The sequence below is a fragment of the Pseudonocardia sp. OZ21 genome (assembly GCF_059359135.1).
Genome location: NZ_JCADBN010000001.1, coordinates 711,057 through 735,759 on the forward strand (window position 1 = coordinate 711,057; position 24,703 = coordinate 735,759).

Genomic DNA, 24,703 nt, shown 5'->3' on the forward strand with positions numbered 1-24,703 from the left:
GTTGTTCCCTCCACCGCTCATCGAACCCGTGGTGAGCGGATCATTCGCCCTGCGGCCCGATCACGCCATCGCTAGCGGTGGGTAACCATCCGATCGACACCCTCTTGTCGCCCGGCCCCCCACCAAAGCCCCGCGAGTCGCCCGAAATCCGCCCGCGAGTCGCCCGATATCCGTCCGCGAGTCGCCCATCCTCGGTGCGCGGTCGGTCGCGGCGTGCCGTCTCACTGAGCGGCGGATGCCGCCGTCGGTCCGCTCGGCTCGAGAAGTGGCTTGGCGAAGAACCGGCTGTTCGGGGAGTCGCGGTAGTGCCCGAACGCCGGCACCGGCTCGTACCCCGCGCTGGGATAGAGGGCCATCGCCTCGGGCTGCGCGGTGCCGCTCTCCAGCACCGCCCGGCGCCGCCCGGCCGCGGCGGCCGTGCGCTCCAGCTCGGCGAGCAGGGCACGGGCGTACCCCCGCCCCCGATGCTGCGTGGCGACGAACATCCGCTTGATCTCGGCATCGCCCGGACGCAGTCCCGGGTCGTCCCGGTCGTCTCGGGCGCGCCAGCCACCGCAGGCGACCGGCTCCCCGGCCACGTAACCGACCACGAACCAGCCGTCCGGCGTGTCGAACTCCCGGGGATCGAGCGGGGTGGCGTCCTCGTCGCCGTACCGCACGCGGTACTCCTGCTGCAGCCCGGCGACGAGCGAGACGGCGTCGGGGTGGTCGATGGGCAGGTGGCGCAGCCGGAGCACGGGCCCGAGGTTACGTCCCGCTGGGGCGACCTAGACGGGGCCGGGCTGCGGCGCGGGCTGCCGTCCGGTGCGCACGACCACGGCCAGGCTGAGCAGCGCGAGCGCGGCGGGCCCGAGCAGCAGCACGGGGTAGCCGGCCAGCGGGGTCAGGGCCGCCAGCACCACCGGGATCAGGAACCCCACGTAGGTGAGCGTGTAGTAGACGGCCGTGAGCCCGCCGAGGTGCTCGGGGGCGGCCATGCGCTGCACCTCGAGCAGGCCGGCCACCAGGCACAGGCCGTAGGCCGCGCCCAGTACCGCCGCGGCCGGGACGGCGAGCCACGGGGAGTCGAGCGCCACGGCGCCCGCGGCGAGCAGGATGCCGGTGACCGTCGCGGCGAGCCCCGCCCTGGCGGCGAGCACGGGGGAACGCCGGTCGAGCCGGCGCGCCCACGGCTGCACCGCCACCCCGGTCGCCAGGGTGAGGGAGGTGAGCACCGTGGCGTAGATCAGGCCGAGGCCTGCGACGTCGTGTTCCAGCGCGGCAGGCTGCACGGCGAAGGAGATGGCCGGGCCTCCGAACACCCACGGCGCCATGGGTGCCACGACCCGCCGGAACCTGGCGGGCAGGGGCACCCGGAGCGACCCGCGGAGGCCGTGCCGCCGCGTCGCGTCCACGACGCGCGTCTCGGGCACGCGCAGCAGCGCGCCGATCACCACGACCGTGATCACGATGTGGACCACGTACGGCAGCTCCATCGGCAGCGGCGCCCACTGGGCCAGCACCCCGGCCACGAGCGGCCCGCCGCCGAAGCCCGCCGAGAGGGCCAGCGCCGCCCGGCGCGCACCCGCCCCGGCGTCGGCGGCCGGGTCCCACGGTGCCTGCGAGAGCTCCTTCACCCACGTCGTGCCGACGGCCATGGCCATGCCGGTGACCACCCCGAACAGGAAACGTCCGGCGTAGAGCGCCCCCTCCGACACCGCGGGCACGCCGCCGAGGGCGAGCACGGCGCTCGCCGGCACCGACACGACCAGTGCGGGCAACAGGAGCTTCCGGCGTCCCCACAGGTCCGACGCCGGGCCGCCGAGCAGCAGCCCCGGCGCGAGCCCCGCGGCGTAGACGCCGAAGAACGCCGCGACGGTGACGGCCGAGTAGTGGCCCTGTTCGCGGTACAGCACCATCAGCGGGCTGAACTGGTTGGCCCCGTAGCCGATCGCGAACAGCGCAGCCGCCACCCGCACCCATGCCCGCAGCACGCTGCGCCCCTCCGGTCGTGCTCGTGCGCGGGTAAGGAGTACTCCGCACTCGTCCTCGTGCCGGGACGCGGATCAGCCGGCCTTGGCCTTCTGCCGCCAGGTGGTGAGCGCCCGCTCGGTGTAGCCGTTGGGCTCCGAGCGGCCGGTGAACACCAGGTCGAGAGCCGCCTGGAACGACGGGCTGTTGTCCAGGTCCTTGGCCATCGGCGCGTAGCCGGGCTCGTTGGCGTTCTGCTCGTCGACCAGGGCAGCCATGCGGGCGAACGTCTCCCGCACCTGCGCCTCGTCGGTCAGGCCGTGGTGCAGCCAGTTGGCGATGAGCTGGCTGGAGATCCGCAGCGTGGCCCGGTCCTCCATGAGCCCGACGCCCTCGAGGTCGGGCACGGTCGAGCAGCCGATGCCCAGCCCCACCCAGCGCACGACGTAGCCGAGGATGGACTGCGCGTTGGTCTCCAGCTCGTGACGCTTCTCCTCGTCGGTGAGCTCACCGGTCAGCAGCGGCACCCTCAGCAGCTCGCGCCGGTCGGTCTTGCGCCCGGCGAGCTCGCGCTGGCGGGCGGCGACGTCGGTGCGCAGGTAGTGCAGCGCGTGCAGCGTGGCGGCCGTCGGGGACGGGACCCACGCGGTGTTCGCGCCTGCCTCCGGCTGTGCGCCCTTCGTGCCGAGCATCTCGCGCATCGCGGCAGGCTTGGCCCACATGCCCTTGCCGACCTGCGCCTGCCCCCGGAACCCGGCACGCAGCGCGACGTCGACGTTGCGGTCCTCGTAGGCGATCAGCCACGGGGTGCTCTTCATGTCGTTCTTGCGCACCACCGGGCCGGCCTCGAAGTCGGTGTGGATCTCGTCGCCGGTGCGGTCGAGGAACCCGGTGTTCACGAAGATCGTGCGGTCGGGCGCCTGCGCGATGCAGGCCTCGAGGTTGAGCGACGCGCGCTTCTCCTCGTCCATGATCCCGATCTTGAGGGTGGCCGGCTCCAGGCCGAGAGCCTCCTCGATCGCAGCGAACAGCTCCACCGTGAGCGCCACCTCGTCGGGCCCGTGCTGCTTGGGCTTCACGATGTAGACGCTCCCGGCGCGGGAGTTGGAGAACCGTCCGAGCCCCCGCAGGTCGTGCAGCGCTGCCGTGGCGGAGACGAGCGCGTCGAGCACGCCCTCGCCGATCGGGTCGCCCGCTGCGGTGCGGACGGCGTCGGTGCGCATGTGGTGCCCGACGTTGCGCACGAGCAGCAGCGAACGGCCGGGCACCGCGAGCTCGGAGCCGTCGGGGGCGGTGTAGTGGCGGTCGCCGTTGACCTTGCGCTCGACGGTCTCGCCGCCCTTCTCGAACGTCGCGGTCAGCGCGCCGGTCATCAGGCCGAGCCAGGTGCGGTACGCGGCGGTCTTGTCCGGGCCGTCGACCGTGGCCACGGAGTCCTCGAAGTCGACGATCGTGGTGACGGCCGACTCGAGCGCGACGTCGGCCACATCGGCGTGGTGCTGGCGGCCGACGCGGTGCTCGGCGTCGATCGTGAGCTCGACGTGGAGCCCGTTGCGCTGCAGCAGGACCGCCTGCACGGCGTCGGGGTGCCCGTCGTCGGAGCCGGCCCGGTGCCCGGCGAACTGGCTGGGATCGGCCAGACCGAGGTCCCCGTCCTTCGTCTCGACGACGAGTGCGCCGTCCCGCACGCGGTACGCGGTGGCGTCGGCGTGGCTGCCCGTGGCCAGCGGGAAGAGCTCGTCGAGCAGCGCGTCGGCCTCGGCGATCACCTGAGCGCCGCGGCGCTCGTCGTAGCCGGGCTCGAGGTCGTGGTCCAGCGGGAGGACGTCGGTGCCGTAGAGCGCGTCGAAGAGCGAGCCCCACCGGGCGTTGGCGGCGTTCAGCGCGTACCGGGGCACGGTGGAGGGCACCACCAGCTGCGGGCCGGCGATCTCGGCGATCTCGGCGTCGACACGGGAGACCCGAACCTTCGGCGACTCCGGCGGCACCAGGTAGCCGATCTCGGTGAGGAACGTCTCCAGGGCCTCGACGTCGCCTGCACCGTGCTCCCGGTGCCAGCCGTCGATCTGCTCCTGCAGCTCGTCACGCCGCGCGAGCAGCTCCTCGGTCCGGCCGGCGAACCGCTCGTGCAGCGCTGCGCAGGTGGACCAGAACCACTCGGGCTCGAGGTCCAGGCCAGGCAGCAGCTCGTCGGCCACGAACGCCCGCAGCGCCGGGTCCACCTGCAGATCCGTCACGTCTCCACCATCCGCTCGTCGTCGGGCCCGGGGTCACGACAGGCATACCCCGGTGAGCCCCGTCCTGGAACATTCTTCTACCAGACGGACTGCGGATTCCGCATTGCGGAAGTATCAGGGAGACACCACGGCTGCGGGGGGAACCGGAGCGGCCGCGGCGGGACCGACCGCGCCGGTCAGTGCGAGCAGCAGTGCCAGTGCAGCGGCAACGACGAGACCCAGCTGCAACTGCCGACGTGGACCCAACGCTTCCAGCCTCCTGAGGCCTAGGCACCGCTCGAACGACGGACGGTCTTGCCAGGATGACGACTCCGCGCGGTGAGCGCGGGCGCACCCCGCGCCGAACCGGGTCGTACCGTACGCGGCCACCCAGATCACCCGAACGGCCCCTACCCCCGGCGCCGTGAGCAGGGAGATCCCGGTCGCAAGACCGACGATCTTCCCCAGGTCGTCGTAGTCTCGTCCCGGCATCGACGCATGTGACCGAAAGGGCGACCAGTGGCTCTGGACGGCGGAGTGCGGCAGGCGTTCGAGCGGGCGCTCGACCCGGCCGACGTGATCAGCAATCCGGTGAAGTGCCGGGCATACGAGTGCGACGGCCTCACCGGCTACCGGGTCGTACCCGAGCTCGTGCTGCTCCCCCGCGACGCGGCCCAGGTGGCCGAGGCGGTGCGGGTGTGCGCCGAGCACCGGGTGCCCTTCGTCGCCCGCGGCGCGGGCACCGGGCTGTCGGGCGGGGCACTCCCGGTCGCCGACGGCGTGGTGATCAGCCTCGCCCGGCTCAAGCGGGTGCTCGAGGTCGACCCGGTGAACCGGCGCGCCGTCGTCGAGCCGGGCGTCACCAACCTGGAGATCACGGCGGCCGCCGCGCCGCACGGGCTCTACTACGCTCCCGACCCGTCCAGCCAGCAGGTCTGCACGATCGGCGGGAACGTCGCGGAGAACTCCGGCGGCGCCCACTGCCTCAAGTACGGGTTCACCACCAACCACGTGCTGTCCTGTGAGGTCGTGCTGCCCGACGGGTCGCTCGTCACGCTGGGCACCGACACGGGCGAGCAGGCCGGCCCCGACCTGCGCGGGGTGTTCCTCGGCTCGGAGGGCACGCTCGGGATCACCACGAAGGTCACCGTCCGGCTGCTGCGCGCCCCCGAGTCGGTGCGCACCCTGCTCGCCGACTTCCCGTCCGTCGAGGCCGCGGGAGACGTGGTCTCCGACATCGTGGCAGCGGGGATCGTGCCCGCCGCCGTCGAGATGATGGACACGCTCGCCATCGAGGCCGCGGAGGAGGCCGTGCACGCGGGCTACACGGTCGGTGTGCCCGCCGCGCTCGTCGTCGAGCTGGACGGCCCGGTCGAGGAGTGCGACGTCCAGTTCGAGCAGGTCAAGGAGATCTGCGACCGCCACGGCTGCACCCGGCTGCACATCGCGGGCTCTCCGGAGGAGCGGGCCGCGATCTGGCGCGGGCGCAAGGCGGCGTTCGCCGCCGTCGGCCGGATCTCCCCCGACTACTTCGTCCAGGACGGGGTGGTGCCGCGCACGCGGCTCGCCGAGGTGCTCGGCCGGATCGCCGACATGGGCGCCGACGCGGGGATCCGGGTGGCCAACGTGTTCCACGCCGGCGACGGCAACCTGCACCCGCTGGTGCTCTACAGCGCCGCCGCCGGGGAGACCGAGCGCGCCGAGAAGCTGTCCGGGCAGATCGCCGAGCTGTGCGTCGAGCTGGGCGGCTCGCTCTCGGGCGAGCACGGCATCGGCACCGACAAGGCGTGCTCGATGCCGAAGATGTTCTCCCGCGACGACCTCGCCGTCATGGCGCGGGTTCGTTCGGCCTTCGACCCGCAGGGCATCTGCAACCCGGGCAAGGTGCTGCCCACGCCCCGGCTCTGCGGCGAACGCCCCGGGAAGTACAAGCCGCACCCGCTGGAGGAGGCGGGCGTGATCGAGCGCCTGTGACCGCGGAACCAGCACCATCAGCCACCACACGAGGAGGGACCGTGACGACGTCGACGACGCTGCGGCCGGATGACCTGCGGTCCGTCCGCGATGCACTGCTGGACACGGCAGGCACCGTGTCGATCACCGGCAGCGGCACCGCCGCGGACTGGGCAGGCCCGCTCGACCCCGTGGACGCGGTGCTCGACACCACCGCGCTGACCGGCGTGCTCACCCACAACCCCGGCGACATGACGGTGTCCGTGCTCGCGGGCACCCCGCTGCGCTCGCTGGCCGAGGAACTGGCGTCGCACGGGCAGCACGTGTCGTTCGACGCCGCGCGCGTCGCCGCCGGGGCCACGGTCGGCGGTCTGATCGCCACGGCCGACGCCGGCCCGGCCGCGCTGGTCTTCGGCTCGCTGCGCGACCTGGTGATCGGCGTCACCGTGGTGCTCGCCGACGGCACGGTGTCCCGCAGCGGCGGGCACGTCATCAAGAACGTGGCCGGGTACGACCTGGCGAAGCTGCTCCACGGCTCCCACGGCACGCTCGGCGTGCTCGTCGAGGTGGTGCTGCGGCTGCACCCCGTGCCGAAGCGCTCGGCCACGCTCGTGGTCGACTGCTCGCTCGACGAGGCACGCGAGCACGCGGCGAGCCTGCTCGGCGGGCAGTACGAGCCCGCCGCGCTGGAGTGGATCTCGGAGGACGGCGACGGGCAGTTGCTCGTCCGCATCGACGGCACCGCGGACGCCGTGTCCGGTCGGCTGGAGCGGCTGCGCGAGGTACTCGGGTCCGGAGCCAGGGACGCGACGGACACCGGACCGAACGCACCCTCGGAGTCGGGACCCGACCCGTGGGCCCGGCACGCCGCGCTGGTGCGGGGCGCTCCCGGGCTCGCGGTCCTGCGGATCGGGGCCCGGCCGAGCGTGCTGCCCGGGCTGCTCACCGACCTGCGGGCCGACACCGTCACCGCGGGTCTCGGCACCGGCGTCGCCACCCTCGCGCTGGCCCCGGAGGCCGTCGCCGACGCCCACGCTCTCGTCCACGCGGCAGGAGGCACGTCCGTGCTGCGGGGCCGCCCGCCAGGGTCGGGCGTACCGGCGTGGGGGCCGCCGCCGTCCGCACTGGCCGTACTGAAGGCCGTGAAGAACGAGTTCGACCCGCTGGGACGGTTCGGCCCCGGCCGCTTCGCCCCCTGGCTCGTGACCCCCCACGATGCGGAAGGTTCCCGATGACGACCCCCGCCGGCTCCGCCGACACCAATCTCCCGCAGACCGGGCCGTCCGCCTACGACGACCGCCGCCCGCCCGAGCGCGAACTGCTCGACGACTGCGTGCACTGCGGCTTCTGCCTGCCCACCTGCCCCACCTACCAGCTCTGGGGCGAGGAGATGGACTCTCCGCGCGGCCGGATCTACCTGATGGACCTCGCGAAGAAGGGCGAGATCGGGCTGGAGGGGCCGTTCACCGAGCACATCGACCAGTGCCTCGGCTGCATGGCGTGCGTGACCGCGTGCCCGTCCGGCGTGCAGTACGACCGGCTCCTGGAGTCGGTGCGCCCGCAGATCGAGCGCAACGTCGAGCGGACGCCGTCGGACCGGCTGTTCCGCAACGCGATCTTCGCGTTGTTCCCCTACAAGCGCCGGCTGCGCGCAGCGGCCCTGCCCGGGGCGTTCTACCAGCGGCTGCGGCGGGTGCCCGCCATCGCGAAGCTCGCGGAGAAGCTCCCCGGCAGGCTCGCCGCGATGGAGTCGCTGCTGCCACCGGTCTCGGTGCGCGAGGCGTTCGCCCGGCTGCCCACCTACACCCCTGCTGCCGGTGAACGGCGCGCGCGGGTCGCGCTGCTCTCGGGCTGCGTGCAGGACGTGTTCTTCCACCGCGTCAACGAGGCCACCGTCCGCGTGCTCGCGGCCGAGGGCTGCGACGTGCTGGTGCCCGCCGACCAGCAGTGCTGCGGCGCGCTGGAGCTGCACTCCGGCCGGGAGGAGAGCGCGCTCGTCCGGGCCAGGCGGGAGATCGCGGTCTTCGAGAAGCTCGACGTGGACCACGTGGTCACCAACGTCGCGGGCTGCGGTTCGTCGATGAAGGAGTACGGCCACCTGCTCTCCGACGACCCGGAGTGGGCCGAGCGGGCTGCGGCGTTCAGCGCCCGGGTGCGCGACGTGCACGAGGTGCTCGCCGACCTCGGGCCACGGGCGCCGCGCCACCCGTTCCGGGGCCGGGTGGCCTACCACGACGCCTGCCACCTCGGGCACGCCCAGAAGGTGCGCGCGCAGCCCCGTGCGGTGCTGCGGTCGATCCCGGACCTGCAGCTGGTGGACCTGCCGGAGGCCGAGCTGTGCTGCGGCTCCGCCGGGATCTACAACATGGTGATGCCGGACGCCGCGGCCGAGCTGGGGGCCCGCAAGGCGGCCAACGTCCGCTCGGTGTCACCCGATGTGATCGTCACCGCGAACCCCGGGTGCCTGCTGCAGATCGGCAAGCACCTCGGGTCCACCGACGGCGCGGCGGACGTCGGCGGGCCGATCCCGCTGCTGCACCCGATGCAGCTGCTGGACGCGTCGATCCGAGGGGTGCCGGTACCGCGCAGCTGACCGTGCTGCCGGATTTGTCGGTGTCGGGGCCTACGGTCGTGCGCCATGGGCATCGACTGGACCACGCAGCTCGTCGAACAGCTCGAGTGGCACTGGCAGGGCCTCGTGCGCCCCAAGCTCGACGGTCTCACCGACGAGGAGTACTTCTGGGAGCCCGCTGCGGGGCCCCGGAAGGGCTCGTCGTCGTGGAGCGTGCGCCCGCGGGGCACCTCGAGCGCGCCGGTGCAGGCCGGGAGCGGTGAGTTCACCATCGACTTCGCGTTCCCCGCGCCCGAGCCGCCCCCGTTCACCACGATCGCGTGGCGGCTCGGGCACATCATCGTGGGCGTCTTCGGCGCCCGCGCCGCGTCCCACTTCGGTGGCGCGGCGGTCGGCTACGACGACTTCGCCTACGCGGGCACGGCGAAGGAAGCGCTGCGCCAGCTCGACGTGACGCATGACGCGTGGATCACGGGTGTGCGCGGCCTGGACGCCGACGGGCTCGCCCGGGCGGTCGGTCCGGCGGAGGGCCCGTTCGCCGAGCACCCGATGGTCGCGCTCGTGCTGCACATCCACCGCGAGGCGATCCACCACGGAGCGGAGATCCTGCTGCTGCGCGACCTGTTCCGGGCCAAAGGGATGTAACGGACAGTGACGGCTGGTCGGTTAATCCGAATGGGCTAGCTCGTTGTGCCGGACCAGGAACGGCACCGCACACTGCGCCACCATGTGGGCCACCGTCGATCTGCTGATTCCCTCCGCTGTACCAAGACCACCCGGCCCCGTGCTGGCCTTCTACCAACAAGATCCCGAGGCCGTCGGAGGGTCGCTGGGACTCTCCGCACTCGTCTCCGTGGTGCCGCTGGCCGTCGTGCTGGTGTTGCTGGGCGTGCTGCGGATCCGCGCGCAGTGGGCGGCGCTGGCCGGCCTGGCCGCGGCACTGGTGGTGGCGATCATCGGCTTCGCGATGCCGGTGGGCATGGCACTGTCGGCCGCCGCCCACGGAGCCACCTACGGGCTCTTCCCGATCCTGTGGATCGTGGTGAACGCCCTCTGGGTGTTCAACATGACCGTGGCCACCGGCCACTTCGACGTGCTGCGCCGCAGCTTCGGCGCGCTGTCGATCGACCAGCGCACGCAGGCGATCCTGGTGGCGTTCTGCTTCGGCGGCCTGCTGGAGGCCCTCGCCGGGTTCGGCGCGCCGGTCGCGATCACGTCGGTGATGCTCGTGGCTCTCGGCTTCCAGCCCCTCAAGGCCGCGGTGGTCGCGCTGGTGGCCAACACCGCGCCCGTCGCGTTCGGGGCGATGGGCGTGCCGGTGATCACGCTCGCCCGCGTCACCGGCCTCCCGCTGGACCAGGTGGCGTCCATGGTCGGACGGCAGACCCCGCTGCTCGCGCTGTTCGTCCCGCTGGTGCTGGTGTTCATCGTCGACGGCAGGCGCGGCGTGCGGGAGGCCTGGGTGCCTGCCGTCGCGTGTGGCGTGGTGTTCGCCATCGGACAGTTCCTGACGTCGAACTTCTTCTCCGTGGAGCTCACCGACATCGTCGCGTCGCTGCTCGGTGCGATCGTCGTGTTCGCGCTGGCGCGGATCCGGCCGCAGGCGGTGTGGGCGGCCCGGCAGCCGACGATGGCCGCGGCAGGCGGCCCGGGCACGGCGGCGAAGCCCGACTCTCCCACCGAGGTGCGCAAGGCCTACGCGCCCTACGTGATCATCGTGGTGGTCTTCGCACTGGCCCAGCTGCCCGGACTCAAGCCGCTGATCGACTCCTTGAAGATCGCGTTCACGTGGCCGTTCCTCGACGTGGTCGGGATCGACGGCAAGCCGCACAGCACCACGATGTTCTCGCTGACCTGGCTGTCCTCGGCCGGCACCCTGATGGTGATCGCCGGGGTCATCGTGGCCGCGGTGCTGGGCGTGGGCGCCCGGAAGGCGCTCGCCACCTGGGGCCGCACGGTGGTCGACCTGAAGTGGGCCATCCTCACGGTGGCCTCGGTGCTGGCGCTGGCCTACGTCATGAACGCGTCGGCGCAGACCACCTCGATCGGCCTGTTCGTGGCCGGCGCCGGTGGAGCGCTGGTGTTCCTGTCGCCGGTGCTCGGCTGGCTCGGGGTGGCGGTGACAGGGTCGGACACCTCGGCCAACGCGCTGTTCGGCGCCCTGCAGGTCACCGCGGCCCAGGGCGCCGGGCTGCCCCCCGAACTGCTGGCCGGGGCCAACTCCTCGGGAGGCGTGCTCGGCAAGATGCTCTCGCCGCAGAACCTCACGATCGCCGCGGCCGCCGTGAAGCTCGAGGGCCAGGAGGGCGTGCTGCTGCGCAAGGTGATCGGCTGGAGCCTCGGGATGCTGGTGGTGCTGTCGGCGCTCATCGCGCTGCAGGCCACCCCGGTGCTGGGCTGGATGCTCCCGTAGTCGCCGCTACGCGCTCTTGACCTGGGCGCGTTCGATGACGGGCCCGACGTCGACGCCGGCCGGGAGGGTGCCGAGCACCTGACCCCGGTCGGCGTCGAGCCGTGAGGCACAGAAGCCGTCGGCCACCGCGGGGTGCCCGTGGCGGACGAGGAGCGACGCCTGCACCGCGAGCGCCATCTGCTCGACCAGGCGCCGGGCTCCGAACTGGACGCCCGGGTCCCGCGGGTCGGCCGCCTCCACCACGGCGAGATCGGTGCGCAGGCGGGCGACGGCCGAGTCGTAGCGGCGGTCGGCGCCCAGCGCGGCGTCGAGCTCATCGAGGAAGGCCGCAGCCGCCTCCGGCTCGCGGCGCAGCACCCTCAGGACGTCGAGCGCGGCGACGTTGCCTGACCCCTCCCACACGGAGTTGAGCGGCGCCTCCCGGTACAGGCGCGGCACGCCGGAGTCCTCGACGTACCCGTTGCCGCCGAGGCACTCCAGCGCCTCGGCGGCGTGGATCGATGTCCGCTTGCAGATCCAGTACTTGCCGACCGCGCCGGCGAGACGCCGGAACGCCGCCTCGGTGTGGTCGCCGCGGACGGCGCGGTCGGTGGCGCCCGCGAGACGCATCGCCAGCGCGACGGCGGCCTCGCTCTCCAGGGCCAGATCGGCCAGCACGTTGCGCATCAGCGGCTGGTCGCGCAGGTAGGCACCGAACGCCTGGCGGTGCGTGGCGTGGTGCACCGCCGCCACCGTGGCCGCCCGCATCCCGGCAGCGCTCCAGATGGTGACGGCCAGGCGGGAGAGGTTGACCATCTCCATGATCACGCGCAGGCCGTCGCCCTCCCCGGCGATCAGCCACGCCACGGCGTCGTCGTACTCCAGCTCCGCCGAGGCGTTCGACCGGTTGCCCAGCTTGTCCTTGAGCCGCTGCAGATGCATCCGGTTGCGGGTGCCGTCGGGCAGGATCCTCGGCAGCAGGAAACAGGAGAGGCCACCGGGCGCCTGGGCGAGCACCAGGAACACGTCGCACATCGGCGCCGAGGTGAACCACTTGTGGCCGGTCAAGCGGTAGCTGCCGTCCGCTGTCCGGACCGCGCGGGTGGTGTTGGCCCGCACGTCCGAGCCACCCTGCTTCTCGGTCATCGACATCCCGGCGAGCAGCCCCGGCTTCTCCGCCGGGGGCCGCGAGCCCGGCTCGTACTCCCGGGACGTCAGCAACGGCTCGTAGCCGGCTGCCAGCTCGGGAGCGTGCCGCAGGCTCGGCACCACCGCGTAGGTCATCCCGATCGGGCACATGTGCCCGGCCTCCACCTGGCTCCAGGCGTAGCTGGTCGCGGCGTGCGCGACGTGCGCGCCGGGCCGGTCGTCCCGCCACGGAGCGGCGGTCAGACCCAGCCGGACCGCGGTGGTGGTGAGCTCGTGCCACGCCGGGTGGAACTCGACCTCGTCGATCCGGCGCCCGACGCGGTCGTGGGTGCGCAGCACGGGATGGTGCTCGTCGGCGAGCCGGCCCCACTCCCGGGCCTGCTCACTGCCGGCCAGCACGCCCGCTGCGTGCACGTCGGCCTCCGCCCAGCCAGCACCCTCCCGGTGCAGCGCCTCGAGCAGTGCGGGATCGGCTGCGGTGTCGACGTCGTCGAGCGGGGGAACCTGGTTGAACACGTCGTGCGTGGCAGACATTCAGCATCTCCGAAGAGTTCAGGACGGCAGGGAGTCGGCCGCCAGCAGCGACCGGACGACCTGCGCCCACTGGTCGATGAGCGGCTCGTCCTCCTTCACGCGCTCGTGCAGCGCGGCGCTGATCGTCAGGCCGCGCATCAGCTGGACGGTCAGCTCCACCACGAGCGGGTAACAGGGCGCGGCCACGATCTCCGGGCCGAACACGCCGTCGATCACGGAGTAGAGCTCCTTACGGGCTCCACGTTCGGCCGCCCGCAGGGCTTCCCGCAGGCGGTGGTCGGTGCGCGCGGCGCCCCACAGCTCGAGCTCCGCGCCGAACGACGGGCGTCTGCTCGCGCGGCGGAGCACCCACATGCCGCGGGTGACCGGGTCGGTCCCGGCCGGGGCCGCGGCCAGCTCCGCCCACATGGCTTCGAGGTTGACCTGCACCAGCCGATGGACCGCCGCGGTGAAGAGCTGCTCCCGCGTCGGGAAGTGGTGCAGGAGCGCGCCACGGCTCAGGCCGGCGCGGCGCTGCACCTCCACCGTGGTCGTGGCGGCGAAACCCTCCTCGATGAGCGACTCGACCGCCACGTCGACGATCCGACGGTAGGTGGCGGCGCGCTGGTCGTCCCGCGACGTCATGAGCAATGCCACCCTTCACCGTCAGTACTGACGGTGAAAATCTAGCACCGGACTGCCGGGATGTCAGTGGACGTGCCGACGATCACCCGGGGCGGCGAACTCAGCGCGTGAAGTGATCCCAGCCGCCGGGGCCGCCGTTGTAGAGCCTGCCGTCCACCAGCACCGCGGGCTCGCCCCGCCGGACCGCACCGATGGTGGTCCAGCCGTCGGGGACCTCCGGACCGGGGAACGTGGCCGCGAGCGCGTGGTCCTCGCCCCCGGTGAGCAGCCAGTGCAGCGGGTCGACACCGAGCGCGGCACCGACGTCGACCAGCCGGGCGGGCATGTCGAACGCCCGGCTGCGCACATCGAGCAGCACGCCGGACGCCCGCGCGACGTGCCCGAGGTCGGCGATCAGGCCGTCCGAGATGTCGATCATGGACGTGGCACCGGCCAGCGCGGCCTGGGGTCCGGCCGCATAGGGCGGCTCGGGCACCCGATGCGCGCCCACCACCGCGGCGGGCGACCGGAACCCGCGCGCCAGCACGGCGAGCCCCGCCGCCGACCACCCGACCCGCCCGCACAGGGCCAGCACCTCACCCGGACGCGCTCCGGAGCGCGTGACCGGCTCCCTGCCCTCCAGCGATCCCAGCGCTGTGACGGAGAGCACCAGCGCCGGAGAGGACGCCACGTCGCCGCCGACCACCCCGACGCCCGCGAGCTCCGCCTCCGCCCACAGCCCGTCGACGAGGCCCGTCAGCGTCTCGACGGCCGTGTCCTTGCGGCACGCGAGCCCGACGAGCAGCGCCGTCGGTACCGCGCCCATCGCCGCGACGTCCGCCAGGTTCGCCGCCGCGGCCTTGCGTCCGACCTGGTCGGGAGCCGACCAGTCGAGCCGGAAGTGCACGCCCTCGACCAGGACGTCGGTGCACGCGACCACCCGGCCGTCGGGTGCGGCCACCACGGCAGCGTCGTCCCCCGGCCCGAGCAGCGTGCCCGCGGGCTGCACGCGGCCGGTGGTCATCCGGCTGATCAGACCGAACTCGCCGATGCCCGCGAGTGTGTTCTCCGCCTCGGCGTCGCCGATGGGGGGCGGGAACGATGTCGGCACAGTGGCCACCTCCGGTACGTTCGGCTTCCGACTTTCCTACCCCGGAGAGCTCGACCGATGTGGAAGGGGCACGCCGTGGTGCAGGCTTACATCCTGGTGCAGACGGAGGTCGGCAAGGCCGCAGCCGTAGCTGCGGAGATCTCCGACATCGCCGGCGTGGTCTCCGCGGAGGACGTGACGGGCCCCTACGACGTCATCGTCCGCGCGGAAGCAGAAGACGTCGACCTACTTGGTCAACTCGTAGTTGCCCAGGTCCAGGGCGTCGGAGGCATCACGCGGACCCTCACCTGCCCGGTGGTCCACCTCTCCTCCTGACCATGCCTCCGTCAGTTCGCTCCCGGCCCTCCACCCCGGTCGTCATCGCGATCGCGTTGCCGTTGCTGCTCGCCGTGGTGGTGGCCGCGATATCCATCACAGCGCGGGCCCGCGGGCTGGGCGAGCCCGCGCCGCCCGCGCCGGCCACCGGTCCGCTGGCCGTCGTCCCCGTGGACGCCCCGGACGCCACCGGCCCGGACTGCGGCAAGGTGCTCGCCGCGCTCCCCGCCGAGCTGGGCGACCCGGGTGACGCCCTGCCGACGCGTCCGCTGGCCGAGCCCGTGCCGCCGGGGGTGCGGGCCTGGGTGGCCGCCCCTCAGCCGGTCGTGCTCCGCTGCGGGCTTCCGCGTCCCGTCGAGCTGACCCCCACGTCGGCTCTCCTGGAGATCAACGGGGTGCAGTGGCTCCAACTCTCCGACGATGCGCCCAATCCGCAGGTGGTCAGCTACGTCACCGTGGACCGGCCGGTGTACGTGGTGGTCACCGAGCCGGTCGACTCCGGCAGCGGACCGCTGCAGCAGGTGTCCGACGTGGTCCGGGGAGCCCTGCCGGCGGTACCGGTGAAAGTGCGCTAGCCGGAGCTGTTAGTCGCGTCTAACATCAGTCGTCATGGTGACTATGTCGCGCGCCACCGAGGACTACCTGAAGACGATCTTCAACCTCGCCCACCGCGCGGAGCCGGTCACCGCCAGCCTGCTGGCCCACGAGCTGGGCGTGTCCTCCCCGTCGGTCTCCGCCATGGTCAAACGCCTGGAGGACGGCGAGCTCCTCACCCGACCGGACCACCGGTTCCTGCAGCTCACCCCCACCGGGGAACGCGCCGCACTGCGCGTGGTGCGCCGCCACCGCCTGCTGGAGACCTTCCTCGCCCGCATGCTCGACGTTCCGTGGGACGAGGTGCACGCCGAGGCCGAACTGCTCGAGCACGCTCTGTCCGAGCGGCTCGAGGAGCGCATCGACGCCGCGCTCGGCCACCCCACCCACGACCCGCACGGCGACCCCATCCCGCCGCGCGACGGGCCGCACGAGGAGGACTGGGGCGAGGCGCTCGCCGCCGTGCCGCCCGGCCGCCGGTTCCGCGTGGAGCGCGTCTCCGACCGCGACAGCGCGGCGCTGCGCTACCTCGGCGACCTCGGGGTGCTCCCCGGCGTCGTGATGACGGTCGAGGAGCAGACCCCCTTCGGCGGCCCGCGCTGGGTGCGGATCGGCGACCAGCGCCACCCCCTCGGCGAGCCGCTCACGCACCTCGTGCACGGCCACGTCGTCGGCGAGGACGCCTCGTGACCACCACGAAGGGCGCCACGCCCACCGTCGACGAGCTCAGGGCTCGCGGCGGGCTACGGGGCAGGCTCGCGTTCTTCGGGCCGGCCATCGTCGCGGCGATCGCCTACGTCGACCCCGGCAACTTCGCCACCAACTTCTCCGCCGGTGCCGAGTTCGGCTACCTGCTGCTGTGGGTGATCGTCGGCGCCAACCTGCTGGCGATGCTCATCCAGACGCTGTCGGCCAAGCTCGGGCTGGCCACCGGGCGCAACCTGCCGGAGATGTGCCGGGAGCGGTTCCCCCGCCCCGTCACGCGCGTGATGTGGGTGCAGGCCGAGCTCGTGGCCATCGCCACCGACCTCGCCGAGGTGATCGGCGGGGCGATCGCGCTGCACCTGCTGTTCGGCATCCCGCTGCTCACCGGCGGGGTGATCACCGGGATCGTCGCGTTCGCGCTACTGGCCCTGCAGGGCCGCGGCTACCGCCCGTTCGAGCTGGCCATCGCCGGGTTGTTCGGCGTGATCCTGCTCGGGTTCCTCAGCACCGTGCTGCGCATCGGCATCGACACGAGCGACGCCGTCGCCGGGCTCGTCCCCCGCTTCGAGGGCACCGACAGCCTCCTGCTGGCCACCGGCATCCTCGGCGCCACCGTGATGCCCCACGTCATCTACCTCCACTCCGCGCTCACGAACACCCGCATCCCCGCCACGTCCGTGAGCGACCGCCGGTTCCTGCTGCGCTACCAGCAGTTCGACGTCCTCATCGGGATGGGACTGGCCGGGCTGATCAACGCGTCCATGCTGCTGATCTCCGCCGCGCTGTTCTTCGGCTCCGACGTGCCCGCCACCGACACGCTCGAGGGCGTCCACGCCGGCCTGGCCCGGGTGCTCGACCAGCCTGCGGCGTTCGCGTTCGCGCTGGCCCTGCTGGCGTCGGGCTTCGCGTCGTCCGGAGTGGGCACCTACGCGGGGCAGGTGGTGATGCAGGGGTTCATCCGCCGCCGGATCCCGCTGCTGCTGCGCAGGCTCCTCACCATCACCCCGGCGCTCGTCGTGCTGGGCGTCGGCTGGGACCCCACCAGGGCCCTCGTGCTCTCCCAGGTGGTGCTGTCGTTCGGCATCCCGTTCGCGCTGGTACCCCTGGTTCTCCTCACCCGCCGCCGGGACGTGATGGCCGAGCTGGTCAACCGGCGGATCACCACCTGGGTGGCCGGACTGGCCGCGGCGGTGATCATCGGGCTCAACGCCTTCCTGATCTACCGGACGGTCGCCGGGGGCTGAGGGCCCCCGCGAATCTCAGCGCAGGCCGGTGCCGCGGGCGACGGCCGTCTCCACGAGCGTGGTGAGCAGCGTCGGGTAGTCGATCCCCGTCACCGCCCAGGCGCGCGGGAACATCGAGATCGACGTGAAGCCGGGCATCGTGTTGACCTCGTTGACGGTCAGCTCCCCGCTGGGACCCACGAAGAAGTCGACGCGCGCCAAGCCCTGGCCGTCGAGCGCCCGGAACGCGGCCACCGCCATCTCGCGGAGCCGTTCGGACTCCGCGTCGCCGAGCTTCGCGGGAATGTCGAACTCGCAGACGTCGTCGAGGTACTTTGCCTCGAAGTCGTAGAACTCCGGCGCGCTGCCGTCGGCGCCCGTGCCCACGATGCGGATCTCGGCGGGCACGCTCGCCCGCACCGCCCCGTCCGGGAACTCCAGGACGGCGACCTCCACCTCGCGGCCCACCACCGCCGCCTCCACCAGCACCTTCGGGTCGTGTTCGCGCGCCAGCGCGATCGCGTCGTCGAGCGCCGCCCACTCGGTGACCCGCGTGATGCCCACCGACGACCCCGCCCGCGCGGGCTTCACGAACACCGGCAGCCCCAACCGGTCGCGCTGCTCGGGGGTGAGCGTGGGGGTGCCCGGCCGGAGCACCACGAGATCGCCGACGGGCAGGCCGTCGGCGGCCAGCAGCTTCTTGGCGAACTCCTTGTCCATCGCGGCCGCGCTCGCGAGCACCCCGGCCCCGACGTAGGGCACGCCCGCCATCTCCAGCAGCCCCTGGATGGTGCCGTCCTCCCCGAACGGCCCGTGCAGCACCGGGAACACCACGTCGATGCCGGAGAAGACCTCCCCCGCCCGGTCGGGGTCGAGGACCACGAGCCCACCGCGCGTCGGGTCGCCGGGCAGGGCGAGCGCCGTGCGCGACTCGTCGACCGACGGCAGGGCGCGCCCGGACAACGCCAGCTCACGCGGGTCGTCGGTGCCGAGCACCCAGGCCCCGCTGGTGGTGATGCCCACCGGCACGACCTCGAAGCGCTCATGGTCGAGGTGGGACAGCACCGACCCAGCGGAGATGCAGGAGATCGCGTGCTCGCTGCTGCGGCCACCGAACACCACGGCCACCCGCACCTTGTCCCGGCTCATGGCGCCCGAGAGTAGGCGGAGTGGCTCGACCGGGCAGACGGGGGCTCCCGCGAGCCGGGCGGCACATTCCCCACCCGTTCGGGGGGCCCGGGTCGGCGGGCCGCCGGTACGCGAGGCGAGTACGACGGTGTCCGATTTCTCCCGCGTCAGGCGCCGAAGCGCTGCTCGAGGTCGCCGATCTCGGGCAGGCCGATGAGGTCGGTGAACTCGCCGAACGCCGGCAGCCCCGGCAGCGCCGCCGCCGGGGTGCCGTCCGCCTTGAGCGTCGCCAGCAGGGATCGGATCCCCGCCGTCGCGGCGAGCAGCGTCCCGATCGGGTACAGCACGAGCGCGAACCCGAGCTCACCGATCCGCTGCAGCGGTAGCGGCGGGGTCCGCCCACCCTCGGCCCAGTTGAACACCAGCGGAGCCACGCCCGCGAGCTCGCTCGCCACCCGCGCGATGTCGTCCTCGCTGGTCGGAGCCTCGACGAACAGCAGGTCGGCACCCGCCTCGGCGTACGCCCGCGCCCGGGTGACCGCGGCGTCCAGGCCCTCGACAGCAGCGGCGTCGGTGCGGGCGATGAGCACCAGATCGGGGTCGCGACGGGCGGCGACGGCGGCCCGGATCTTCCCGGCCATCTCCTCGGCGGGGATCACCGCCTTGCCGCTCATGTGGCCACACTTCTTCGGCGTCACCTGGTCCTCGAGGTGGATGCCCGCCACCCCGGCCTGCTCGTAGGCCTGCACCGTGCGCAGCACGTTGATCGCGTTGCCGTAGCCGGTGTCCGCGTCCGCGATCACCGGGACGTCCACCGCGGCGACGATCCGCCGGGCGTTGTCGATCATCTCGGCACCGGAGAGCAGCCCCACGTCGGGCCGTCCGATGAGGGAGGCCGTGGTGCCGAAGCCGGTCATGTAGACGACGTCGAACCCGGCCTGCTCCACGAGCCGCGCCGACAGTCCGTCGTAGGCGCCCGGCGCGAGCACCGGACCCGATCCGTCCTCCAGCAGCTCGCGCAGCCGGGCTCGGGGCGCGCTCGGCCCCCGCAACAACGTGCTCACATCCGATCCCTTCGCCGACTGGTTCTCTGCCCACAATGACGGCTGCTCCGCGCGCGAGTCGCCCGTTCCCCGCCCGCGAGTCGCCCGTATTTAGTGCGCGAGTCGCCCGTTTTTCGTGTGCGAGTCGCCCCTCTCCGGAGTTGTCCACAGGTTCGACGAAACGGCCCCGCCGGAGGGGGCCGGTCGCTCACCCTCGTGGGCATGTCGATCCCGAACGCCGCTGACGCCCCACTCCTGCTCACCGACGCCGACGTGCTGCAACGCGTCACCGACCTGGTCGGAGCGGCCGCCGCCGTCCGGCAGCTCTGGCTGATGTTCGTCGACGGGGACGGCCGGCAGGCGCCGGTCGTCGTGCCCATCGCCGACATGCCCCGGCGCCCGCAGGACGGTCCGCTCGCCGGTCTCGCCCAGATCCTGGCCGGGCTGCGCGGCCAGCTGGACACCGATCTGGGCCCGGGCTCGGTGATCCTCACGCTCGAACGTGTCGGCGCCGACACGGTGTTCCCGGCCGACAGCGAGTGGGCTGCCGCACTGGCGCTCACCTGCGAGCAGGCCGGGATGGCGCTGCGCGGCGTGTTCCTCAGCACCAGCGGAGGTGTCCGCAGGTTGAGGTGACGGAGTGCGCCGGGTGCCAGACTGGGGCTCATGGCTGGACCCGACGCCGCACCCGACCTCGCCCCCGTCCACCGCATCGTGCCCCAGGAGAGCGGGCTCGCGAGCGTGAGCGTCGTGCGGGCCGACGGCAGACCACACTCCTCGCTGGTCAACGCGGGGGTGCTCGACCATCCGATCACGGGGCGCCCCGTCGTCGGCTACGTCACGTACGGCCCGGTCAAGCTGCGCAACCTGCGCGCGCGGCCGGCCACGTCCGTGTTGTGGCGGGCCGGCTGGAAGTGGGCGGGCGTCGACGGCACCAGCGAGCTGATCGGGCCCGACGACCCGGCCGCCGGGATCGACGCCGAGGGACTGCGGCAGCTGCTGCGGGCCGTGTTCGCCGCCGCGGGCGGCAGCCATGACGACTGGGACACCTACGACCGCGTGATGCTCGAGGAGCGCCGGGTGGCCGTGTTGATCGAGCCCCAGCGCGTCTACGGCAACGCCTGACCCCGCTCCCGGGACATCCCCCGGATCCGCTCAGCCTGCTCGAGCTGCAGCGCCCGGCCGCGCTCGAGGAACTCGGCGATCACCTCGAGCTCGGCCACCGTCCGGCGCTGCAGCTCACGCACGCCCGCGTCACCGACGGGCTCGTAGATCCGCATCGCCTGCTCCCGCGCCGACGGCGTCAGCTCCACGACGGCGCGCCTGCGATCGTCCGGGTCGGGATCCCGGGTGAGGTAGCCCCGGGCCACGAGCCGCTGGATCGCCGTGGTGGCTGCGGCAGGGCTGAGGCCGACGGCGTCGGCCACCTGCCCGGCGGTGAGCGGGCGTTCCACCACCGCGCCGAGGATGCGCAGGTCGGTGCGGTTGACGCTGAAGAGGTCGGCCGCGGCCGCGTCCACCGCGTCGGCCGCGCTGCCGAACCGCTCAGCGGCACGGGCAGCTCGCTCGACAGCAGATTGCTTCGACACTCGAAGGAGTTTACCCTGGCACCATTATTTCGACGATCGAAGGGATTTTCGTGCAGACACAGCAGCTACCGTCGTGGCTCCCGGTGGCCAACCGCATCGTGCGGACGTTGCACCGGATCGGGCTGCCGCTCGGCACCATCCACCTCCTGACCGTCCCCGGCCGCCGCACGGGACAGCCCCGGACCACACCCGTCTCACCACTCACCGTGGAGGGGCACCGGTACGTCGTGGCCGGGCTGCCGCAGTCCGACTGGGCACGCAACGCGCGGGCAGCCGGCCGCGGCGAGCTCGTGCGCGGCAGGCGACGCCGCGACGTCACGCTGCCGGAGGTGGCCGACCCCGACCTCCGCCGCGCGGTCATGCGGGCCTTCCCCACCGAGGTGCCGCACGGGGTGGACTTCTTCGTCCGCATCGGGCTGGTCGAGAGCGCCGATCCCGATCAGTTCGCCGCGGCGGCCGAACGCGTGGCCGTCTTCGAGGTCCGCGACGTCCCCACCCGCCCCTGACCCGCCGTGCCCGGACCGGGCGACTCGCGCGCGGATTCCGGGCGACTCGCGGAGCGGAAGCGGGCGACTCGCGGGCCGGTTCCGGGCGACTCGCGGGCGGGGAACGGGCGACTCGCGGGGCGGGGGCGGGGCGGGGGCGGGGGCGGGGGCGGGGGTGCGGGGTTGACCCTGACGCAGCGTCAGGGCCCGAGCATGCGCCCATGGTGATCAGTTATCTCGCCGCCACCGCGCTGTCACTGCTCGGCAACGCCGTCGCCGCGGTGGCGCTGCCGTGGCTCGTCCTGGTCCGCACGGGAGACGCGGCGGCGGCCGGGGTGATCGCTGCCGCCGCTGCCGTGCCGATGCTGCTCGCCGCCGTCGTGGGCGGGCTGGTGATCGACCGGTTCGGACGCCGCCGCATCGCGGTCGTGTCCGACCTGGCCTCCGCGGCCGCCGTCGCGGCGATCCCCCTCGTCGACACCGCGATGGGCCTGACGCTCGGGGCCTTCATCGTGCTCGCGGTGGCGGGCGCGCTCGCGGACGTGCCGGGGATGACGGCACGTGAGGCGCTCGGGCCCGATGTGGCGGCCGCGGCGGGCATGCCGCTGGAGCGGCTGGTGGGGCTCCGTGAGGGCATTGCAGGCGCGGCGATGATCGTCGGTCCGGCGGCGGCAGGCGGGCTGCTCGTCGTGCTGGAGCCCACGACGCTGCTGTGGTGCACCGCGGCCTTCTCGGCGCTGGCGGCCGTCGCCACCGCCACCCTCCCCTCGCGGGTGGGCGCGGGCGCAGTCCCCCAGAACGCCATGGGTCGCCGCAGCGTGTTCGGCGACCTCGCCGAGGGCGTCGCCGTGCTGCGGGGCGACCGGCTGCTCATGACGTTCACCGTGGTGTCCGTGGCCGGCCTCGCCGTGCTCGCTCCGTTGCAGGGACTCCTGCTGCCGGTGCACCTCGTGGCGCAGAACGCTCCCGGCGTGCTCGGCCTGGTCATCCCCTGCCTGGCGCTCGGCGGCATCGCCGGTGCCGGCCTCTACGCGGCGGTGGGCCCGCGATGGCCACGCAGGCGGGTCTTCGTGTCGGCCCAGATCCTGCTGGCCGCAGGCGTCGTCGGGCTGGCCCTGATGCCCCCGACGCCGCTGTTGCTGGGCGCCGCGGCGCTCGCCGGGTTCGGTTCGGGCCCGTTGCCCGCCCTGCTGATGGTGCTGATCACCGAACGGATCCCGGACGCCGTGCGCGGCCGGGTCCTCGGCCTGCAGAACGCGATCACGCTCGCGGCGGCTCCCGTGGCGCTGCTGGGTGCGGGGGTGCTGGTGGAGTCGATCGGCCTGCGGCCGACCGGCGTGCTGCTGGCCGCGGCATGGGTCGTTCTCGTCGTGGCCACCCTGCTGGCGCCCGCGCTACGGTCGCTCGAGCCGCTGGAGGTGCGTGGTGCTGACGATCGGTGAGGTCGCGCGGGTCGCGGGCACGACGGTCCGGGCGGTACGGCACTACCACGCCGTCGGGCTCCTGCCCGAACCCGAGCGCGACCGCTCCGGCTACCGCCGCTACGGCGCTGCGGAGCTTCTGTGCCTGCTGCGGGTGCGGCGGCTGCGCGAGCTCGGCCTGCCGCTGGAGCGGATCGCCTCCCTGCTCACCGGCCCGGACTCCGGGCTGGACGACGCACTCGACGCTCTCGACGCCGAGTTGGCGGCCCAGGCCGAGCGGATCGCGGCGAGACGCGCCCAGCTCGCCGCGATCCGCGCGTCCAACCCGCACCCGGACCTGCCGGAACGGCTCGGGCGCATCTTCGCCGACGCGGCCGCGCGCGGCACCCCCCGGCGCGCACTCGAGCAGGAGAAGGAGGTGCTGCTGCTCGACCTGGCGCTGCATCCCGAGCAGACCGAGACGATCATCGCCGGCTACGAGCGGCTGTACGCGCACCTGACCGGGGACCCCGGCCACAAGGAGCTCACCCACCGGTTCGACGCGCTCGCCGACGCCGATCCGGAGGACCCCGCCGTGGACGAGGTGGCCGCGGCGTTCATCGCGGTGCTCCGCGACGAGATGGCCGCCACCGCGGAGGGCTGCCGCGTCCCCGACGTCCCGCACTCCGAACGGATCTTCCGGGACTGGGGCGACTCGCTGCCACCCGCACAGCGCCGGCTCATGGAGCGGGTGGCGGAGCTCGCCGAGCCACCGCCGGCGGGCAGCGCGGTGCCCGAGGAGCCGTAGGCGCGGCCGGATGCCGCTGCGTCGCGGCACCGCGGGCCGGGCCGTCAGCGGTGGTAGCGCTCCGCGGGGACGTCTCGCGACAGGGTGGGCGCGAGGATGCCGCGAGCCTTCTCGTAGTCCTCCCAGCTGCCGATGTCGGCCAGCGAGGGAATGGTCACGGCCTCGCCGGCGTCGAGTCCGGCGAGTGCGGCATCCACAGCCACCTCCGGAGACATCAGGTACTCGTCGGCGAACACGGAGATGTCGATCCCGGAGCCGTCCCAGAAGTCGGTGCGCATCGCGCCGGGGACCACAACCTGCACCGTGACGCCGCTGCCGGCCAGTTCCTGCTGGAGCGCCTGGCTGAAGGTCAACACGTAGCTCTTGGTGGCGCTGTAGACGGAGCTGACCGGCTGGTGCCAGAACGCCATCGCGGAGGCGACGTTCACGATCGTGCCGCGGCCGCGCCCGGTGAGACCGGCCAGCGCGGCGGTGGTCAGCCTGGTCGCGGCGACGACGTTGAGCCCGATCATCTGTTCGGTGGCGGCCGCGTCGAAGCCCGGGCTCGGCGCGAACACGGCCGCGCCGGCCGCGTTGACGAGGAACTCGACCGACTCGTCCGTACGGAGCCGCCCCTCGATATGTTCCAGGTCGCGCGTGGAGGTCAGATCCGCGACGAGGATCTCGGCGGTCACGCCGGTCTGCTGCGCGATGGTGGCGGCGACGTCCTTGAGCCGTCCCTCGGTGCGGCCGACGAGGACCGGCGCGTATCCCCGCTCGGCGAGCCTGAGGGCGTAGGCGGCGCCGAACGGGGAGGAGGCTCCTGTGACGACGGCGGTCTTCACTGCATTCGTGGCCATGATCTCGGTCCCATCTCGCTTCTGAATTCCTGGCCCGCTCGGCGGTCCGGCGGGGCCGATGCGGTCCACATCAGGTTTGAATTTCAAACCAGAC

Annotated in this window: 24 protein-coding genes; 14 read left to right on the forward strand and 10 right to left on the reverse strand. The window is 73.1% G+C overall.

Features of this window, described 5'->3' with window-relative positions; genetic code table 11:
- Positions 1–221 precede the first annotated feature (221 nt).
- The 3 genes from AC5L35_RS03450 to AC5L35_RS03460 form a co-directional block, all read right to left on the reverse strand.
- Positions 222–737 (reverse strand): GNAT family N-acetyltransferase, encoded by a 516-nt coding sequence (locus tag AC5L35_RS03450; protein WP_495058013.1) that lies wholly within the window; start codon positions 735–737, stop codon positions 222–224.
- Between the two features lie 30 nt (positions 738–767).
- The gene (locus AC5L35_RS03455; protein ID WP_495058014.1) at positions 768–1,973 is read right to left on the reverse strand and encodes an MFS transporter; all 1,206 of its coding nucleotides are present in this window, start codon (positions 1,971–1,973) and stop codon (positions 768–770) included.
- Positions 1,974–2,045: 72 nt separating this feature from the next.
- Positions 2,046–4,187: a malate synthase G gene (locus tag AC5L35_RS03460; RefSeq protein ID WP_495058015.1), complete on the reverse strand. Its 2,142-nt coding sequence runs from the start codon at positions 4,185–4,187 to the stop codon at positions 2,046–2,048.
- A 498-nt stretch (positions 4,188–4,685) separates the two neighbouring features.
- On the opposite strand from AC5L35_RS03460, the gene AC5L35_RS03465 reads away from it, so the two are divergent.
- The 5 genes from AC5L35_RS03465 (at position 4,686) to AC5L35_RS03485 (ending at position 11,104) form a co-directional block, all read left to right on the forward strand.
- The gene (locus tag AC5L35_RS03465; RefSeq protein ID WP_495058016.1) at positions 4,686–6,140 is read left to right on the forward strand and encodes an FAD-linked oxidase C-terminal domain-containing protein; all 1,455 of its coding nucleotides are present in this window, start codon (positions 4,686–4,688) and stop codon (positions 6,138–6,140) included.
- 41 nt (positions 6,141–6,181) lie between these two features.
- Positions 6,182–7,354 (forward strand): FAD-binding oxidoreductase, encoded by a 1,173-nt coding sequence (locus tag AC5L35_RS03470; protein WP_495058017.1) that lies wholly within the window; start codon positions 6,182–6,184, stop codon positions 7,352–7,354.
- On the forward strand, positions 7,351–8,712 hold the full coding sequence (locus AC5L35_RS03475) for a (Fe-S)-binding protein (RefSeq protein WP_495058018.1): 1,362 nt from the start codon (positions 7,351–7,353) through the stop codon (positions 8,710–8,712). Before AC5L35_RS03470 ends, AC5L35_RS03475 begins: the two co-directional genes overlap by 4 nt.
- Before the next feature lie 45 nt (positions 8,713–8,757).
- Positions 8,758–9,336 (forward strand): DinB family protein, encoded by a 579-nt coding sequence (locus AC5L35_RS03480; RefSeq protein ID WP_495058019.1) that lies wholly within the window; start codon positions 8,758–8,760, stop codon positions 9,334–9,336.
- An 82-nt stretch (positions 9,337–9,418) separates the two neighbouring features.
- A complete protein-coding gene (locus AC5L35_RS03485) occupies positions 9,419–11,104 on the forward strand; it encodes an L-lactate permease (protein ID WP_495058020.1) in 1,686 nt (561 codons plus the stop codon).
- 6 nt (positions 11,105–11,110) lie between these two features.
- Here AC5L35_RS03485 and AC5L35_RS03490 read toward each other — a convergent pair whose 3' ends face one another.
- The 3 genes from AC5L35_RS03490 to AC5L35_RS03500 all read right to left on the reverse strand — a co-directional run bounded on the left by AC5L35_RS03490 (position 11,111) and on the right by AC5L35_RS03500 (position 14,480).
- Positions 11,111–12,766 carry an acyl-CoA dehydrogenase family protein gene (locus AC5L35_RS03490; RefSeq protein WP_495058021.1) on the reverse strand — a complete coding sequence of 552 codons (1,656 nt, stop codon included), beginning with the start codon at positions 12,764–12,766 and terminating at the stop codon, positions 11,111–11,113.
- 18 nt (positions 12,767–12,784) lie between these two features.
- Positions 12,785–13,390: a TetR/AcrR family transcriptional regulator gene (locus AC5L35_RS03495; protein ID WP_495058022.1), complete on the reverse strand. Its 606-nt coding sequence runs from the start codon at positions 13,388–13,390 to the stop codon at positions 12,785–12,787.
- Between the two features lie 100 nt (positions 13,391–13,490).
- The gene (locus AC5L35_RS03500) at positions 13,491–14,480 is read right to left on the reverse strand and encodes a thiamine-phosphate kinase (protein WP_495058023.1); all 990 of its coding nucleotides are present in this window, start codon (positions 14,478–14,480) and stop codon (positions 13,491–13,493) included.
- Positions 14,481–14,555: 75 nt separating this feature from the next.
- Here AC5L35_RS03500 and AC5L35_RS03505 point away from each other — a divergent pair, with 75 nt between their 5' ends.
- The 4 genes from AC5L35_RS03505 to AC5L35_RS03520 are packed head-to-tail and all read left to right on the forward strand — an operon-like array spanning position 14,556 to position 17,338.
- Positions 14,556–14,795, forward strand: a complete 240-nt coding sequence (locus AC5L35_RS03505; protein WP_495058024.1) for an Lrp/AsnC ligand binding domain-containing protein — start codon at positions 14,556–14,558, stop codon at positions 14,793–14,795.
- A gap of 2 nt (positions 14,796–14,797) precedes the next feature.
- The gene (locus AC5L35_RS03510) at positions 14,798–15,370 is read left to right on the forward strand and encodes a DUF3515 domain-containing protein (protein WP_495058025.1); all 573 of its coding nucleotides are present in this window, start codon (positions 14,798–14,800) and stop codon (positions 15,368–15,370) included.
- Positions 15,371–15,404: 34 nt separating this feature from the next.
- The gene (locus AC5L35_RS03515; RefSeq protein WP_495058026.1) at positions 15,405–16,079 is read left to right on the forward strand and encodes a metal-dependent transcriptional regulator; all 675 of its coding nucleotides are present in this window, start codon (positions 15,405–15,407) and stop codon (positions 16,077–16,079) included.
- Positions 16,076–17,338: an Nramp family divalent metal transporter gene (locus AC5L35_RS03520; RefSeq protein ID WP_495058027.1), complete on the forward strand. Its 1,263-nt coding sequence runs from the start codon at positions 16,076–16,078 to the stop codon at positions 17,336–17,338. Before AC5L35_RS03515 ends, AC5L35_RS03520 begins: the two co-directional genes overlap by 4 nt.
- A gap of 15 nt (positions 17,339–17,353) precedes the next feature.
- On the opposite strand, the gene AC5L35_RS03525 is transcribed toward AC5L35_RS03520, so the two are convergent.
- Together AC5L35_RS03525 and AC5L35_RS03530 are read right to left on the reverse strand one after the other, a co-directional pair.
- Positions 17,354–18,466: a D-alanine--D-alanine ligase family protein gene (locus tag AC5L35_RS03525; RefSeq protein WP_495058028.1), complete on the reverse strand. Its 1,113-nt coding sequence runs from the start codon at positions 18,464–18,466 to the stop codon at positions 17,354–17,356.
- Positions 18,467–18,612: 146 nt separating this feature from the next.
- A complete protein-coding gene (locus AC5L35_RS03530; protein WP_495058029.1) occupies positions 18,613–19,509 on the reverse strand; it encodes an isocitrate lyase/PEP mutase family protein in 897 nt (298 codons plus the stop codon).
- Positions 19,510–19,710: 201 nt separating this feature from the next.
- On the opposite strand from AC5L35_RS03530, the gene AC5L35_RS03535 reads away from it, so the two are divergent.
- Entirely contained in the window at positions 19,711–20,124 is a 414-nt protein-coding gene (locus AC5L35_RS03535) for a hypothetical protein (protein ID WP_495058030.1), read from the forward strand.
- A gap of 30 nt (positions 20,125–20,154) precedes the next feature.
- The gene (locus tag AC5L35_RS03540) at positions 20,155–20,613 is read left to right on the forward strand and encodes a TIGR03618 family F420-dependent PPOX class oxidoreductase (RefSeq protein ID WP_495058031.1); all 459 of its coding nucleotides are present in this window, start codon (positions 20,155–20,157) and stop codon (positions 20,611–20,613) included.
- On the opposite strand, the gene AC5L35_RS03545 is transcribed toward AC5L35_RS03540, so the two are convergent.
- Positions 20,598–21,077, reverse strand: a complete 480-nt coding sequence (locus AC5L35_RS03545; RefSeq protein ID WP_495058032.1) for a MarR family transcriptional regulator — start codon at positions 21,075–21,077, stop codon at positions 20,598–20,600. The genes AC5L35_RS03540 and AC5L35_RS03545 overlap by 16 nt on opposite strands.
- A gap of 50 nt (positions 21,078–21,127) precedes the next feature.
- Between AC5L35_RS03545 and AC5L35_RS03550 the strand changes: the two genes are divergently transcribed.
- The 3 genes from AC5L35_RS03550 (at position 21,128) to AC5L35_RS03560 (ending at position 23,770) form a co-directional block, all read left to right on the forward strand.
- Positions 21,128–21,583, forward strand: a complete 456-nt coding sequence (locus AC5L35_RS03550) for a nitroreductase family deazaflavin-dependent oxidoreductase (RefSeq protein WP_495058033.1) — start codon at positions 21,128–21,130, stop codon at positions 21,581–21,583.
- Positions 21,584–21,783: 200 nt separating this feature from the next.
- Positions 21,784–23,004, forward strand: a complete 1,221-nt coding sequence (locus tag AC5L35_RS03555; protein ID WP_495058034.1) for an MFS transporter — start codon at positions 21,784–21,786, stop codon at positions 23,002–23,004.
- On the forward strand, positions 22,985–23,770 hold the full coding sequence (locus AC5L35_RS03560) for a helix-turn-helix domain-containing protein (RefSeq protein WP_495058035.1): 786 nt from the start codon (positions 22,985–22,987) through the stop codon (positions 23,768–23,770). The genes AC5L35_RS03555 and AC5L35_RS03560 overlap by 20 nt, the downstream gene beginning before the upstream one ends.
- Positions 23,771–23,814: 44 nt before the next feature.
- Here the strand turns inward: AC5L35_RS03560 and AC5L35_RS03565 are convergent, their stop codons facing one another.
- The gene (locus AC5L35_RS03565) at positions 23,815–24,609 is read right to left on the reverse strand and encodes an SDR family NAD(P)-dependent oxidoreductase (RefSeq protein WP_495058036.1); all 795 of its coding nucleotides are present in this window, start codon (positions 24,607–24,609) and stop codon (positions 23,815–23,817) included.
- Between the last annotated feature and the right edge of the window lie 94 nt (positions 24,610–24,703).

Bases quoted from the DNA above. Each gene is read 5' to 3' on its own strand.
- AC5L35_RS03565 (WP_495058036.1), bottom strand. From the start codon at position 24,609: ATGGCCACGAATGCAGTGAAGACCGCCGTCGTCACAGGAGCCTCCTCC.
- AC5L35_RS03510 (WP_495058025.1), top strand. From the start codon at position 14,798: ATGCCTCCGTCAGTTCGCTCCCGGCCCTCCACCCCGGTCGTCATCGCG.
- AC5L35_RS03480 (WP_495058019.1), top strand. From the start codon at position 8,758: ATGGGCATCGACTGGACCACGCAGCTCGTCGAACAGCTCGAGTGGCAC.
- AC5L35_RS03555 (WP_495058034.1), top strand. From the start codon at position 21,784: ATGGTGATCAGTTATCTCGCCGCCACCGCGCTGTCACTGCTCGGCAAC.
- AC5L35_RS03495 (WP_495058022.1), bottom strand. From the start codon at position 13,390: ATGACGTCGCGGGACGACCAGCGCGCCGCCACCTACCGTCGGATCGTC.
- AC5L35_RS03535 (WP_495058030.1), top strand. From the start codon at position 19,711: ATGTCGATCCCGAACGCCGCTGACGCCCCACTCCTGCTCACCGACGCC.
- AC5L35_RS03485 (WP_495058020.1), top strand. From the start codon at position 9,419: ATGTGGGCCACCGTCGATCTGCTGATTCCCTCCGCTGTACCAAGACCA.
- AC5L35_RS03475 (WP_495058018.1), top strand. From the start codon at position 7,351: ATGACGACCCCCGCCGGCTCCGCCGACACCAATCTCCCGCAGACCGGG.
- AC5L35_RS03515 (WP_495058026.1), top strand. From the start codon at position 15,405: ATGGTGACTATGTCGCGCGCCACCGAGGACTACCTGAAGACGATCTTC.
- AC5L35_RS03490 (WP_495058021.1), bottom strand. From the start codon at position 12,766: ATGTCTGCCACGCACGACGTGTTCAACCAGGTTCCCCCGCTCGACGAC.
- AC5L35_RS03540 (WP_495058031.1), top strand. From the start codon at position 20,155: ATGGCTGGACCCGACGCCGCACCCGACCTCGCCCCCGTCCACCGCATC.
- AC5L35_RS03525 (WP_495058028.1), bottom strand. From the start codon at position 18,466: ATGAGCCGGGACAAGGTGCGGGTGGCCGTGGTGTTCGGTGGCCGCAGC.